This window comes from Simiduia litorea (assembly GCF_042853465.1).
GTDB classification, from domain to species: domain Bacteria; phylum Pseudomonadota; class Gammaproteobacteria; order Pseudomonadales; family Cellvibrionaceae; genus Simiduia; species Simiduia litorea.
This window is the reverse complement of sequence record NZ_AP031497.1, coordinates 1,618,452-1,632,292: the sequence shown is the minus strand read 5'-3', so window position 1 is coordinate 1,632,292 and position 13,841 is coordinate 1,618,452. Positions and strand designations below refer to the sequence as shown.

Here is a 13,841-nt window from a genome sequence, read left to right as displayed (position 1 = left end):
AAGGAAAAAAACAATGAGTATCGAAATTAAAGCTCCACAGTTTCCAGAATCAGTACCTGACGGCACCATCGCCACTTGGCACAAGAAAGCCGGTGAAGCCGTTAGCCGCGACGAACTTATCGTAGACATCGAGACCGACAAAGTGGTGTTAGAAGTCGTCGCGCCAGCCGATGGCGTATTGGCTGAGATTTTAAGGGAAGAAGGCGACACTATTCAAAGCAACGAAGTCATTGCTCGCTTGGTTGAAGGCGCCGCACCAGCAGCCGGTGCTGCGGCTCCAGCTGCTGCAGCAACTGCACCGGCAGCCGCAAGCAACGAGAAGTTGGTTAACCCGTCGGCTCGGAAAATGGCGGATGAAAACAACGTCAACGTAAGCGCCGTTGATGGTTCAGCCAAAGGCGGCCGCGTGACCAAAGGCGACGTTATCGATCACCTGAAAGGCGCCACTGCTGCACCGGCCGCGCCCGCTAAAGCAGCTGCTGCTAGCGCCGGTATTGCGATGCCCGTTGGCGAGCGCACAGAAAAACGCGTTCCTATGTCACGCATGCGTGCACGTATCGCCGAGCGCTTGTTGGAAGCAAGCCAAACCACCGCCATGCTCACCACCTTTAACGAAGTGGATATGGGCCCGGTGATGGAATTGCGCAAAAAGTACAAAGAAGCCTTCGAAAAGTCGCACAACGGTACCCGCTTAGGCTTCATGGGCTTCTTCGTCAAAGCGGCAGCCGAAGCCCTGCGTCGCTTCCCCGCCGTTAACGCCTCCATCGATGGCAACGACGTGGTTTATCATGGTTTCCAAGACATTGGCGTAGCGGTATCCACGGAAAAAGGCCTGGTAGTACCGGTACTGCGCAACACCGAAAACATGGGCTTAGCCGATGTTGAAAACACCATTCGCGATTTCGGCCTGCGCGCCCGCGACGGTAAGCTAGGTATGGATGATATGATAGGCGGGACCTTCACCATTACTAACGGCGGCACCTTCGGTTCATTGATGTCAACACCTATATTGAACCCGCCACAGACCGCTATTTTGGGTATGCACAAGATTCAAGATCGCCCTATGGCCGTCAACGGTAAGGTGGAAATTCGCCCGATGATGTACTTGGCGCTGTCATATGATCACCGTTTAATTGATGGTAAAGATGCTGTGCAGTTCCTAGTTGCCATCAAAGACATGATTGAAGACCCAGCGCGTATTTTATTAGAGATTTAACGCGCAGGTTTATTGGTTTCTCGGGGAGCTCTGCTCCCCATCATTTATTCAGTATTGAGGACAAAAAATGTCTGAAAAATTTGATGTTATCGTGATCGGTTCGGGCCCTGCGGGCTACGTAGCCGCCATTCGTGCCGCACAGTTAGGTTTAAAAACGGCTTGTGTAGAAAAGTGGCAGAATGCCGAAGGTCAAGGTGTTAACGGCGGCACCTGCCTAAACGTAGGTTGCATTCCCTCTAAGGCACTGCTCGACAGCTCCTACAAATACCACGAAGCCAAAGATGACTTGGGTATCCACGGCATCAGCACCAAAGATGTAAAAATTGATGTGCCCTCCATGATCGCGCGCAAAGCGGGTATCGTTAAGCAATTGACTGGCGGCATCGCCGGCTTATTCAAAGCCAACGGCGTGACCTCTTTCTACGGCACCGGTAAATTATTGGCCAATCGCGTTGTGGAAGTCACTGGACACGACGGTAAGGTGCAGTCCTTGTCTGCCGATAACGTGATTCTTGCATCGGGTTCTATTCCCGTGAACATCCCTGTTGCTCCTGTCGACAACGACGTGATCCTCGACTCAACCGGCGCCTTAGAAATTGAAGCCGTACCCGAGCGTCTCGGTGTTATAGGCGCAGGTGTTATCGGCTTGGAGTTGGGTTCAGTATGGAACCGCTTGGGTTCAAAAGTGGTGCTGCTTGAAGCCATGCCAAACTTCTTGGCCATGATGGATCAACAAATCGCCAAAGAAGCTAACAAAATTCTCACCAAGCAAGGTTTAGATATCCGCTTGAACTGCCGCGTGACCGGCTCAGAAGTGTCTGGCAAAGGCAAAAAGAAAACCGTGACCGTGAACTTCACCGATGCCGATGGCAAAGAGCAGAAAGAAGTCTTCGACAAGTTGATCGTGTGTGTGGGTCGTCGCCCATTCACCCAGAACTTGTTGGCACCCGACAGCGGTGTAAACTTGGATGAGCGCGGCTTCATCTACGTGAATGACTTATGCTCCACCAGCGCCCCAGGCGTTTGGGCGATTGGCGACGTCGTACGCGGCCCAATGTTGGCGCACAAAGGCAGTGAAGAAGGCGTTGTGGTTGCCGAGCGTATCGCTGGCCAAAAAGCCATTGTTAACTACGATATTATTCCCAACGTTATTTACACCCACCCAGAAGTAGCTTCGGTTGGTAAAACCGAAGAGCAGCTTAAAGCCGACGGTGAGCCCTACAACGTAGGTGTATTCCCCTTCGCCGCCAGTGGCCGCGCTATGGCTGCCAATGAAACGGCGGGTATGGTTAAGATTTTGGCTCACGCCGATACCGATCGGGTATTGGGTGCGCACATTGTTGGTCCATCTGCCGCCGATTTGGTTCAGCAGGTTGCCATCGCTATGGAGTTTGGTTCGAGTGCTGAAGATATCGGCATGACAATCTTTGGTCACCCGACTCTTTCAGAGGCGGTTAAAGAAGCGGCACTGGCCGTGAATGGTCACGCCATTCACATCGCCAACCGCAAAAAGCGCAAATAATAACAATACGGCGTATTGAGCCCTTCGGGGTTTTAAAGGGGGCTAACTTGCCTAGCGAGTTGGCCATCACAGGTACAGCGTATTGTGGTTATGAACATCTGTAGGCGAAGGTCTGCAACATAAAGCAATCGCACAAAGTGGAATGACATCATGAATTTGCATGAGTATCAGGCAAAGCAACTATTTGCCGAATACGGTCTCCCGGTATCCAAGGGTGTAGCAGCAACTACACCTGCCGAGGCTGTAGCAGCCGCCGCCGAAATCGGTGGCGACAAGTGGGTAGTTAAAGCACAGGTTCACGCTGGTGGCCGCGGTAAAGCGGGCGGCGTTAAGTTGGTTTCTAGCAAGCAAGAAATCGAAGATTTCGCGAAAAAATGGCTGGGCAACAACCTAGTAACCTACCAAACAGATGAAAAGGGCCAGCCCGTTTCATGCATTCTGGTTGAGTCTTGCACCGACATCGCGCAAGAGCTGTACCTAGGCGCGGTAGTAGACCGTTCAAGCCGTCGCATCGTTTTCATGGCCTCTACTGAAGGCGGCGTGGAAATTGAAAAAGTAGCCGAAGAAACCCCAGAAAAAATTCTGAAAGCCGTTATCGATCCCTTAGTAGGCGCTCAGCCCTACCAAGCGCGCGATTTAGCTTTCCAGTTGGGCTTAAACGCGGCACAAATTAAGCAATTCACCAAGATTTTCTTGGGCCTTGCCAAAATGTTCCAAGACTTCGATTTCGCCCTGTTGGAAATTAACCCACTGGTTATTACCGAAGAAGGCAACCTGCACTGCTTAGATGGCAAGATCAACATCGACGGCAACGCCCTGTACCGCCAGCCAAAAATCAAAGCCATGCACGATCCTTCACAGGAAGATGCGCGCGAAGCTAATGCGGCCAAGTGGGAACTTAACTACGTTGCACTCGAAGGCAACATCGGCTGTATGGTTAACGGCGCGGGCCTAGCGATGGGCACCATGGACATCGTTAAGCTGCACGGCGGCAAGCCTGCTAACTTCCTAGACGTTGGCGGCGGCGCAACCAAAGAGCGCGTTATCGAAGCATTCAAGATTATTTTATCTGACGATGCTGTAGAAGCGGTTCTGATCAACATTTTCGGCGGCATCGTTCGCTGTGACATGATTGCAGAAGGCGTTATCGGCGCAGTTAAAGAAGTGGGCGTTAAGGTACCCGTTGTTGTTCGCCTAGAAGGTAACAACGCAGAACTGGGTGCTAAGGTACTGAGCGAAAGCGGTTTGAACATCATCGCCGCCACCAGCTTAACCGATGCTGCACAACAAGTTGTTAAAGCAGCGGGAGGCAAATAATGAGCGTTTTAATTAACAAAAATACCAAGGTTATTTGTCAAGGCTTCACTGGCGCACAGGGTACTTTCCACTCTGAACAGGCCATTGCTTACGGCACCAAAATGGTTGGCGGTGTAACGCCTGGTAAAGGCGGTCAAACGCATTTAGGCCTGCCCGTGTTCAACACCGTGCGCGAAGCCGTAGAAGCCACAGGCGCTGAAGCCTCGGTAATCTACGTACCAGCAGCTTTCTGTAAGGATTCCATCCTAGAAGCGGCTAACGCCGGTATTAAATTGATCGTGTGCATCACCGAAGGTATTCCAACCTTAGATATGCTGGATGCCAAGGTTAAAGTGGACGAGCTAGGTGTTACCTTAATCGGCCCGAACTGCCCAGGCGTTATCACCCCAGGCGAATGTAAGATCGGCATCATGCCTGGTCACATTCACTTGCCAGGTAAAGTAGGTATCGTGTCGCGTTCAGGCACCCTGACCTATGAAGCTGTTAAGCAAACGACAGACTACGGTTTCGGCCAATCTACTTGTGTAGGTATTGGTGGCGATCCAATTCCTGGCTCTAACTTCATCGACATTTTGAAGTTGTTCCAAGACGATCCAAAAACCGAAGCTATCGTTATGATCGGCGAAATTGGTGGCTCTGCTGAAGAAGAAGCGGCAGCGTTCATCAAAGCTAACGTGACTAAGCCTGTTGTATCTTACATTGCCGGTGTTACTGCACCTGCCGGTAAGCGCATGGGCCACGCCGGCGCCATCATCGCGGGCGGTAAAGGCACCGCTGACGAGAAGTTCGCAGCCCTTGAAGATGCAGGCGTTAAAACTGTTCGCAGTTTGGCCGACATCGGTGCAGCGCTGAAAGAATTGACGGGCTGGTAATTCTCCACTGTCACAAATCTTTCATAAAAAGGGCCGCTTCTGCGGCCCTTTTTATTTTCCTTATCAACCCCTGAATCCCCCCTCTTACCTTTAAGTTTTTCAGCAGCTGCCGATATCTTGCATATACTTACGGAGGCTAGACAGCTTCTATAGTTGTTTCGACTATTTAAAAGTATTTTTTTAGAACATTTCAAAGCAGTGGAGAAACCATGAATTGGCTGACTGGCAGTATGCAAACAAGGCTCATGTCGCTGGTAGGGGCAGGTCTATTAGTGATGGTTCTTGTAGCAGAATATACTGTATCGAGCTTGGGCAATAGTATCGATGGGTACCGCTCAATCATGGCTCAACAAGTATCCTATGAACGCGGCATCAGCAACCTTAACTATGAATTTAAAATTCAGGTGCAAGAGTGGAAGAACGTTCTCTTACGGGGCACAAATGAGGCCGACCGCGTAAAATACTGGCAGCGCTTTAAAGACCAACAAGCACTGATTCAAGATCAAGCCAAATCGCTTGAACAAGCCATGAATGGCAGTCCCTTTCGCAATCAAGTAGAGCAATTTCGAGATGCCCACAAGGCTATGTTTATCGCCTACAACAAAGGCTTCGAAGATTTTGTTTTTAGCGAATTCAATCCCACCGTAGGTGATGAAGCCGTCAAAGGTATTGATCGAGAGTCGGCGAGATTGTTAGACCAAGCTTCCGAGCAAATTGCACAGCTGGTACAAAAAGATTCCATAGAACTTAATGTGCAAGCCGAACGGGTAAGCACAATTGCCGTGTTTTCATTGCTAACCGGCGCTGCTGTCATTTTAATAGCACTGTGGGTCACGCTGAAAAGCAACATCATCAATCCCATTCACGGCATGATGCAAGACATCAACCGCTTCGGCCGCGGCGACTTCAGTCACGCGCTGATGAGTAGTCGTAGCGATGAAATCGGCCAACTCACGCGCAACCTCGAAACCATGCGATCTGAAATTGTCGCCATTATTTCTGCGGTGCAAACTGCCTCCAATTCATTATCGATTGCGTCTGAAAACATCAATGAGACAGCCTCCGAAATCTCGCAACACACGGGTAAAACGGAACACTACACCGACCAAGTATCGACCGCCATTAGTGAAATGAGCGCGACTGTGCAGGAGGTTGCTGGCAACGCAGCAGGTGCTGCGGAGGCCGCTCAAGCTGCCGACACCAATGCGCGAGCGGGGCTTAATGTGATGGATCAAACCATGAGCGCGATTAATAACCTGTCGCAAGAAGTGGTAAAAATTGCCCAAGCCATGGATAAGCTTGAGCAAGATACCTCGAGTGTTGGCACGGTACTCGGCGTGATAAAAGGCATTGCCGAACAAACCAACTTACTGGCACTTAACGCAGCCATTGAAGCCGCCCGCGCCGGTGAACAAGGTCGAGGCTTTGCCGTGGTGGCCGATGAAGTACGCGGCCTAGCACAACGCACGCAAGAGTCTACCGCGGAAATTCAAACCATCATCGAAACCGTACAAAGTGGCGCCGCCACGGCGGTGCGCGCCATGCGCGATGGACAAGACAAAACCCATGCAACCGTCGATTTAGCGGGCCAAGCAGGCGATTCGATTCGCGCTATCACCGACGCTGTGTCGCGCATTCGCGATATGAATACGCAAATTGCGACGGCTGCGGAAGAGCAGAGTTATGCCTCAGAAGAAATAAGCAGAAATGTAACCGGCATGGCTGAACTGGCGCAAAACGCTCACTCTGCTGCCCGTCGCTCGACCGAAATTGCCAACAGGCTCGATGCCACGTCCTCGGAACTCACCTCGTTAATTGCTCGCTTTAAAGTCTAACAAGCCAAGCTGCGTTGGCACGACCGACGCAGCTTTCGCCAGCCTAGAGCATCAAAGCGTAACGTTTTTATTCAATCGCCGCCTCGCGCAGCATGCGCTCGTTAACTTCACGCCACTGCGGCAAACTTTTTTCACTATCGCCAGTTAATTTTTTATCTCGCGACTTTGCCAACCACAAGCCATCACCATTAAAACTATAAATGGGGAATAAATCGGTGCGCTGCGACGCAGGCAAAATCGTTTTATTGATGTTATCGAGAATTAGCGGCTCCGCGCTCGGACTCGGATAATAAGCCAACACCATATGCGCTTGGTTGTATTCCAAAGCCTTCACATAAGTGATGCGCAATTTATTGGGGTCTAGCTGGGTGTAATGCAAGGTGAAATATTTGCCGATGGAGAAGTCTTCACAGTCGCCGGCATTGGTGGCAAGGGTTTCAATAGGCGTGGCCCAATAGTCTTCTTTGGCCCAATGCTCCTGATCGCTGAGCCAGCGCACTTGGTTAAAAAAATCATTGGCGCGGATCAATTTTTCTAGCTCGTCAGGCTGAAGTTGATTGGTTTCCTGCATAGCCTTAGGCCAGGCTTCTACCCGCGCCTTAGCTGCTTCACCCCATTGACCTTGCACCCAAGCAAGCAATGCCGGCGTTACACCGTAGTCATTAACCTGTGCCATCACCCATGTGGTGGGAAGTGCCGCTATGGCCAATACCGCAAGCCCGTGTTTAATCCCCAACTGCACTCTCACCTCCAAGGTCGACTCCAAAGTATAGTCGCACTGGTTCGCCTTGCGGGTAAATTACCGGTAAAATTCCCAGCCAATTCTATCGACCCTCAAAGAGCCGAAACATGAGTATTCAGTGGTACCCAGGGCACATGCACAAAGCGCGCAAGCAGATGATTGAACTGCTGCCTAGAATCGACGTATTAGTAGAGATACTCGATGCTCGCCTACCCCACTCGAGCCAAAACCCCGTCATTGCCGAGGCTGCCGGCGATAAGCCCGTCATCAAGCTGCTCAGCAAAGACGATTTAGCCGATCCCGAACTGACCACCCGCTGGCAAGCTCACTTCGAACAAGACAGCAATACCCGTACGCTGGCGGTAGATTTGCGCTTCCCCGGTAAGCTAAAGAGCCTTATACCGGAGCTGTGTCGAAAATTAGCGCCCAGCAAAGCCGAGCAAAATCGCACCATCAATGTGTTAGTGGCGGGCATCCCCAACGTGGGAAAATCCACCTTTATCAACACCATGGCCGGCCGACCGGCAACCAAAACCGGCAACGAACCCGCGGTTACCAAAGCCCAGCAGCAAATTAACCTGCCCGATGGTGTGATTTTATTTGATAGCCCCGGCATGCTCTGGCCCAAACTCGAACACGACAACACAGGCTTTCGCTTAGCGGCCACCAGCGCGATTAAAAATACCGTCATCGATTTTGAAGACCTAGGCGAATACTTGGGCGAATTTCTCATGGCCCATTACCCCGCCGGCCTGCAAGAGCGCTATTCGCTCAAACAGCTACCCAAGGATACCCATGGCTTGTTAAGCGCCATCTGCACCCGCCGTGGCGGCATGAAAGCCAATCAAGTGGACTTCTACAAAGCTGGGGAGATTCTCATCTCCGATTTCCGCGCTGGGCGCCTAGGTAGAATTACGTTGGAGAGCCCAGAGGTGATTGGTGCAGAGCTGGAAGAAATCGCGGCAGAGCGCGCCCGCAAAGCCGCCTTAGAAGCGGAAAAAGAGGCACAAAAGGCGCTTAAAAAAGCCGGTAAACGACACACCTAACCTGTAAAAAGCGTCGGCCAATTATGTTTTTTCCCGAGTTAAGTCCCCTAGCCCATATCGGCATTGCACTCATATTTATCTGGAGCGGTTTCGTGCGCTCGGGCTTAGGCTTTGGCGGCGCGGTGCTGTCGCTGCCGTTTTTACTGCTGATCGACAACCGGCCACTCGTGTACTTACCGATCATTGCGGTACATCTCTTGGTGTTTAGTGCGCTCACACTCTGGCAGGGGCGCAGTAGCAAGGCAGCGCAGGTGGATACGGGCAGCGCCTCAAGCGTCGCTTGGCCCTATCTCGGTAGAGCACTCCTGATTATGCTGGTTCCAAAACTGATTGGGGTTTTTGGTCTGCTGGCCCTGCCTAATCACATTATGACCGGCATTATTTTCGCCATCGTTCTGCTCTACTCCCTGAGCTATATTTTCAACAAACCCTTTGTCAGTAAACAGCCGTGGATGGACGTCATGCTACTCATGCTCGGCGGCTACGTCAGCGGTACATCGCTCATCGGCGCGCCGTTAATTGTTGCCGTGTTTGCCACCCACGTGGCGCGCGAGCAATTACGCAACACGCTGTTCGCGCTCTGGTTTATTCTGGTGAGCATTAAAATGGCGGCCTTCCTGTGGGCTGGCATCGATTTACAACTCCTGCAACATATTTGGTTGTTACCTTGTGCAGCCATAGGCCACCAACTCGGATCGCGTTTACACGACAAATTGCTGCAAACCGACGCGCGCATATTCTATCGCTGGCTCGGAATTGTCTTGCTGTTTGTGTCCAGCTTTGGCTTGGTCAGTTCGCTAGTTTAACCCGCAGCGGGATCTGGCAAACATCCAATACCCTTGGAGGCTTTTCATAAAAAAACGCTTGGGGTCGCTCTAGGCGATCGATAAGCTTCTCTTCAAACAACTTGCCCTGGGTTTCTTCTACCATCAACGCCAGTTGCTGAGTCTTAGGTAGCGCGGCACCAACAGCCGCCCAGCGTATTTTTGTTTGCGGCTTATCGGCTGCGATAATACCAGAGCCTGTTACATCGGCGCGAATGATTTGCTGCACCTTATCCATGCCCCAAATCACTCGCCCAAACACCGTCATAATGCCATCCAAATAGCGCGGCGCCTGCCCGATAACGATATAAAAATCCGTTGTTGCCGAATCGGGCTCATTCGCCCGCGACATACCTAAACTACCAGGGCAATGCAGCAACCAACTGCGTTTTTTGTCGGCATCGAGACCGACGGCAAAGCCGTGCTTAAAGCCAGTAAAGGCGGCAAACAAATCAGGTGATGGCACCAAGGTTATAGCGTCTGTCGGCGCGACCATGCGCTTAGCTTCCATTGGTAAGGGTGGATAGTTGGGATCCGGCGCTTCATCGTTGGCGCCACCTTGTGCAACAAAGCCGTCGATAACCCGATAAAACATTTTACCATTGTAAAAACCTGCGCCCGCTAATGCTTTTATTCTTGCCACGGTATTCGGTGCATAAATGCCATTTAACTCGACCACAACCAAGCCCGAATCTAGGTGTAAATAAAGTAACTCCGACTGATCCACTAGGCGAAAACTTTGTGCCATGGAAAATTGCGTGATAACAATACCCAACCCCATGGATAAACCTAATAATAATTGCCGCATAAATTCTTCCTTATTCTTATTCGTTAACCAGACTAAACGTATAAAAATTAGATTACCTCAAAGGCATCAATCAAGACACAAAACTGTCATCTAACTGCCATTAAACCAACAAATGTTTGACACAAAGCTGCTCTAGATTAGCCCCACCAAATAGAGGGTTAACCATGTCGTTAGTCGCAAGAACTTTTACGCTGGGTCTGTTGGCCACCACGCTGTTCGCCTGCGGAGAAAATTCCAGCGGGGAAAAAAATACTTTTAAGGATTTCCCAGCCGTGGGCCAACAGCTTGTCTACACGCCAGACGATCGGTTATTTAATCGCGAAGCACCTATTCCGCCACAGTGTTATACCAAAACAGAGCAGCGCTACAACCCTTGCTACGTATGCCATCAAGCCTATACAAAAGATACCCATGCCGCCTATCGCATGAATAAACTCGACGATGCTGCCCTGCAAGGCACCTATCTTTTTTCTGATATTGGCATGAATAATCAGTGGCAAAATTTATTTGAAGATCGCCAAGACTACGTCAACAACATCTCAGATAGCGCCATTCTAGATTACATTAACACCGACAATTACAACCCCTTAAGACAACATTTAAAAGAAAACAACTGGCAGGGCTATCTACCCGATCTTGCCCACTACGCAAACCCTCAGCAAGCCTTCTCTGAAAACGGATTGGCGAAAGATGGCAGCCATTGGGTCGCCTTTAATTACAAACCTTTCCCAAGCACCTTTTGGCCCACGAACGGTTCGACAGATGATGTGATCATACGCCTGCCAGCTGCCTTCTATCAGCACGATGGTCACGACGACCCAAGTATTTACTGGTTGAATTTATCACTCCTTGAAATGAGCATCCAGTCGCTTGATACAATCAGCGTCCCGCCTTTCAACGAAGTGCACTATCAGATTGATATCAATGGCGACAAAAAATTTGACACAGCCGTAGATCAGTTAGTTTATCAAGGCTATTACTTTGGCGACGCCAAAGATCAAGCCGTAACACCCCAGCAATACCCCCTTGGCACCGAATTTTTACATAGCGTTCGCTATGTAGGCGTGTCCGAGGCCGGCGATATTGGCCCATCAACGCGCATGAAAGAGTTGCGCTACATGAAAAAAATTCGCAGTTTAAGCGAATCGGAAATCGATAATCGTTACCGGCGCGAACGCAAAGAAAAAGTCGATGAAGAGCTACCCTATTTTGTCAATCACCGCGACCAAGGTATGGACAACAACTTTGGTTGGATGCTCACCGGTTTTATTGAAGATGCACAGGGTTCACTGAGACCACAAACCACTGAAGAAACCATGGCGTGCATGGGCTGCCACTCAGCCATTGGCAGCACCATCGACCAAACCTTTGCCTTTGGGCGAAAAGTTACCGGTCGCGAAGGCTGGGGCTACATAGATTTAAAAGGTATGCCGGACGCGCCCAATCTCAATTCAGATCAACCGGAAATTCTCGACTACTTAAAGCGCGTCGGTGGCGGCGATGAGTTCCGTCAGAACCAAGAAATGCAGGCGCGTTGGTTCAACGCCGATGGGTCGTTAAAACTCGCCGAGATTAAACAGGCCGACGTTTATCAATTGATCACGCCGTCACCGGAAAGAGCGTTGCAACTCAATAAAGCCTACACCCATTTGGTGCGCACCCAACGCTTTATCTTTGGTCGCGATGCTAACTGGCTACCGGCCGAAAATGTATTAAAAACCGTGGATGAAAGCATAGCACCACTCAATGCTGAACACCGCGTTAGAGGCTGGGACATCCGCTTGAACTGGCCCTCAACCAGCGCACAAAAAACCACGCAAGAAACGGTTGCGCGCTAAAAGTTTACCAAACGTAACACTCAGCACATCAAATAACTAATGTCGATACACTTAGGGAGACACCATGAACTTTCAACATAAAACACTACTGGCACTCGCCATAACAGCTGCACTCAGCGGTTGTGGTGACGATGGCAAAGATGGTCAGAATGGCGCCGACGGTGCGAACGGCACTGACGGCAGCAACGGCGTAGATTTAATCGCAGCTCCACGCTTGACCCGTTTGGCCACAGTACCCTTGGGCGCTGAGATTACCGGCCTATTTAAAACCGACAACGGCGAATTATTTTTTAACGTGCAGCACCCTTCCGATACGCTTGATGCCCCCGAAAACAACGCCGCTGTTGGCGTCATCGAAGGCTTCGATATAGATCAACTAGATCCTCGCTTAGCCGCCGTGTCCGCACCCGCCTCAGGCGCCGCAGAAGCAAAACAAGTGAACCTTGCCATTGGCAGCTACAAGGTACTCGGTCGCGCCGGCGACACTTACCAAGGTGCACTGCCTTTTGGTTTAGGCTCAATCAATAATGGCGACGAATCCGCCGCATTAAAGCAATCACAAGATCCAGATTTTAACGCCTTCGTGGCCAGCAATGCCGACGGTTCGGAAGGGTATTTATTCACCAGCTGGGAAGATCGCCCCGGCGCCGTTAGCCGCATGAATGTAGCGCGCGCCGACGAAGGCAGTTGGTCTGTGAGCGACGTCATGAATGTCGACTTCAGTGGCGTTCTCGGTACATTGATCAACTGCTTTGGCACGCTGTCACCCTGGGGCACACCTTTAGTGTCAGAAGAAAATTATGAAGCTGAAAATACCGCGCACTGGAACGACAGCAGCTACACCTCTGGCTACCCAGGCTATAACGATGTAAAACTGTTGCAAGATTATCTCGCGGGCACCTACCCCAACCCTTACCACTACGGCTATATCGTCGAAATAACCAATCCAACATCAGCCAACCCCGTGCCGGTAAAACACTTCACCCTAGGTCGCATGGCTCATGAAAACGCGGTGGTCATGCCCGATCAAAAAACCGTTTACCTAACCGACGACGGTACCAATAAAGCCTTTTACAAATTCGTTGCCACTAACGCTGGTGATCTAAGCGCGGGCACCTTGTATGCCGCAAAAGTCACCCAAGATGCAACCTCAGACACCGCACGCGCCGGTATGAATATCAGCTGGATTGAACTTGGCAGTGCCACCAATGCGCAACTCGCCACCTGGATTGCCGATTACGACGGCATTGATGAAACCGACTATGTGGACGGTGCCACTAGCTATATCACAGACGCAGAAATTCAAGACTGGGCAGACAACAACACCGGTGACGATCGCTATGCCTTCTTGGAATCGTTAAAAGCCGCCGCGGCTAAAGGCGCCACCACCGAATTCCGCAAAATGGAAGGTATCAACATTAACTACCACGGCGTAGCGGCCAATACCGTACCTTTCATGTATGTCGCCATGTCGGAAGTAGCCAAGGGTATGTCTGACACCAGCGGCGACATTCAGTTAACAGAAAACAAGTGCGGTGTGGTTTATCGGCTCGGCTTAGATGCTAGCTACAACACTAGCCGCATGGAACCCGTGGTTGTCGGCGGCCCCTACGATTCAACTGCAGCGGCCAACGCCTGCGCAACCAGTGGCATCAGCAACCCCGATAACTTATTGGTGTTGGACGATGGCCGTGTGATCATTGGCGAAGACACCTCAAATCATGAAAACAATATGATCTGGGTGTATAACCCAGCGGGCGAATAAATAAACTCTCAATAACCAACGTGTTACAGGCTAGATGTTTAAAGGGATAGCGTTGC

The 13,841-nt window shown here is 50.8% G+C and carries 11 protein-coding genes; 9 read left to right on the top strand and 2 right to left on the bottom strand.

Annotated elements, in window-relative coordinates; genetic code table 11:
* Positions 1 to 13: 13 nt before the first annotated feature.
* From odhB to ACGHTT_RS07080, 5 genes are all read left to right on the top strand, one after another.
* The gene (odhB, locus tag ACGHTT_RS07100; protein ID WP_390594398.1) at positions 14 to 1,216 is read left to right on the top strand and encodes a 2-oxoglutarate dehydrogenase complex dihydrolipoyllysine-residue succinyltransferase; all 1,203 of its coding nucleotides are present in this window, start codon (positions 14 to 16) and stop codon (positions 1,214 to 1,216) included.
* A 67-nt stretch (positions 1,217 to 1,283) separates the two neighbouring features.
* The gene (gene lpdA / locus ACGHTT_RS07095; protein WP_390594397.1) at positions 1,284 to 2,738 is read left to right on the top strand and encodes a dihydrolipoyl dehydrogenase; all 1,455 of its coding nucleotides are present in this window, start codon (positions 1,284 to 1,286) and stop codon (positions 2,736 to 2,738) included.
* A 150-nt stretch (positions 2,739 to 2,888) separates the two neighbouring features.
* Positions 2,889 to 4,055 carry an ADP-forming succinate--CoA ligase subunit beta gene (gene sucC / locus ACGHTT_RS07090; RefSeq protein WP_290262286.1) on the top strand — a complete coding sequence of 389 codons (1,167 nt, stop codon included), beginning with the start codon at positions 2,889 to 2,891 and terminating at the stop codon, positions 4,053 to 4,055.
* Complete coding sequence (gene sucD / locus ACGHTT_RS07085) at positions 4,055 to 4,927, top strand: succinate--CoA ligase subunit alpha (protein ID WP_390594395.1); 873 nt, start codon at positions 4,055 to 4,057, stop codon at positions 4,925 to 4,927. The genes sucC and sucD overlap by 1 nt, the downstream gene beginning before the upstream one ends.
* Positions 4,928 to 5,136: 209 nt before the next feature.
* Positions 5,137 to 6,762 carry a methyl-accepting chemotaxis protein gene (locus ACGHTT_RS07080; protein ID WP_390594394.1) on the top strand — a complete coding sequence of 542 codons (1,626 nt, stop codon included), beginning with the start codon at positions 5,137 to 5,139 and terminating at the stop codon, positions 6,760 to 6,762.
* Between the two features lie 67 nt (positions 6,763 to 6,829).
* On the opposite strand, the gene ACGHTT_RS07075 is transcribed toward ACGHTT_RS07080, so the two are convergent.
* The gene (locus tag ACGHTT_RS07075; RefSeq protein WP_390594392.1) at positions 6,830 to 7,504 is read right to left on the bottom strand and encodes a transglutaminase-like cysteine peptidase; all 675 of its coding nucleotides are present in this window, start codon (positions 7,502 to 7,504) and stop codon (positions 6,830 to 6,832) included.
* Positions 7,505 to 7,611: 107 nt separating this feature from the next.
* Between ACGHTT_RS07075 and ylqF the strand changes: the two genes are divergently transcribed.
* Both ylqF and ACGHTT_RS07065 read left to right on the top strand, forming a co-directional pair.
* Entirely contained in the window at positions 7,612 to 8,550 is a 939-nt protein-coding gene (gene ylqF / locus ACGHTT_RS07070) for a ribosome biogenesis GTPase YlqF (RefSeq protein ID WP_390594390.1), read from the top strand.
* 23 nt (positions 8,551 to 8,573) lie between these two features.
* Positions 8,574 to 9,356 (top strand): TSUP family transporter, encoded by a 783-nt coding sequence (locus ACGHTT_RS07065; RefSeq protein WP_390594389.1) that lies wholly within the window; start codon positions 8,574 to 8,576, stop codon positions 9,354 to 9,356.
* On the opposite strand, the gene ACGHTT_RS07060 is transcribed toward ACGHTT_RS07065, so the two are convergent.
* A complete protein-coding gene (locus ACGHTT_RS07060; RefSeq protein ID WP_390594388.1) occupies positions 9,340 to 10,182 on the bottom strand; it encodes a peptidylprolyl isomerase in 843 nt (280 codons plus the stop codon). The two genes, ACGHTT_RS07065 and ACGHTT_RS07060, sit on opposite strands and share 17 nt — an antisense overlap.
* Before the next feature lie 164 nt (positions 10,183 to 10,346).
* On the opposite strand from ACGHTT_RS07060, the gene ACGHTT_RS07055 reads away from it, so the two are divergent.
* Positions 10,347 to 12,020, top strand: coding sequence for a hypothetical protein (locus tag ACGHTT_RS07055; protein ID WP_390594387.1), 1,674 nt, complete (start codon positions 10,347 to 10,349; stop codon positions 12,018 to 12,020).
* Positions 12,021 to 12,084: 64 nt separating this feature from the next.
* Positions 12,085 to 13,785 (top strand): alkaline phosphatase PhoX, encoded by a 1,701-nt coding sequence (locus tag ACGHTT_RS07050; RefSeq protein WP_390594384.1) that lies wholly within the window; start codon positions 12,085 to 12,087, stop codon positions 13,783 to 13,785.
* Positions 13,786 to 13,841: the final 56 nt, after the last annotated feature.

What these genes read in the sequence shown, in the direction of transcription:
- odhB (WP_390594398.1), top strand. Translation starts at nt 14, where the DNA reads ATGAGTATCGAAATTAAAGCTCCACAGTTTCCAGAATCAGTACCTGAC.
- lpdA (WP_390594397.1), top strand. Translation starts at nt 1,284, where the DNA reads ATGTCTGAAAAATTTGATGTTATCGTGATCGGTTCGGGCCCTGCGGGC.
- sucC (WP_290262286.1), top strand. Translation starts at nt 2,889, where the DNA reads ATGAATTTGCATGAGTATCAGGCAAAGCAACTATTTGCCGAATACGGT.
- sucD (WP_390594395.1), top strand. Translation starts at nt 4,055, where the DNA reads ATGAGCGTTTTAATTAACAAAAATACCAAGGTTATTTGTCAAGGCTTC.
- ACGHTT_RS07080 (WP_390594394.1), top strand. Translation starts at nt 5,137, where the DNA reads ATGAATTGGCTGACTGGCAGTATGCAAACAAGGCTCATGTCGCTGGTA.
- ylqF (WP_390594390.1), top strand. Translation starts at nt 7,612, where the DNA reads ATGAGTATTCAGTGGTACCCAGGGCACATGCACAAAGCGCGCAAGCAG.
- ACGHTT_RS07065 (WP_390594389.1), top strand. Translation starts at nt 8,574, where the DNA reads ATGTTTTTTCCCGAGTTAAGTCCCCTAGCCCATATCGGCATTGCACTC.
- ACGHTT_RS07060 (WP_390594388.1), bottom strand. Translation starts at nt 10,182, where the DNA reads ATGCGGCAATTATTATTAGGTTTATCCATGGGGTTGGGTATTGTTATC.
- ACGHTT_RS07055 (WP_390594387.1), top strand. Translation starts at nt 10,347, where the DNA reads ATGTCGTTAGTCGCAAGAACTTTTACGCTGGGTCTGTTGGCCACCACG.
- ACGHTT_RS07050 (WP_390594384.1), top strand. Translation starts at nt 12,085, where the DNA reads ATGAACTTTCAACATAAAACACTACTGGCACTCGCCATAACAGCTGCA.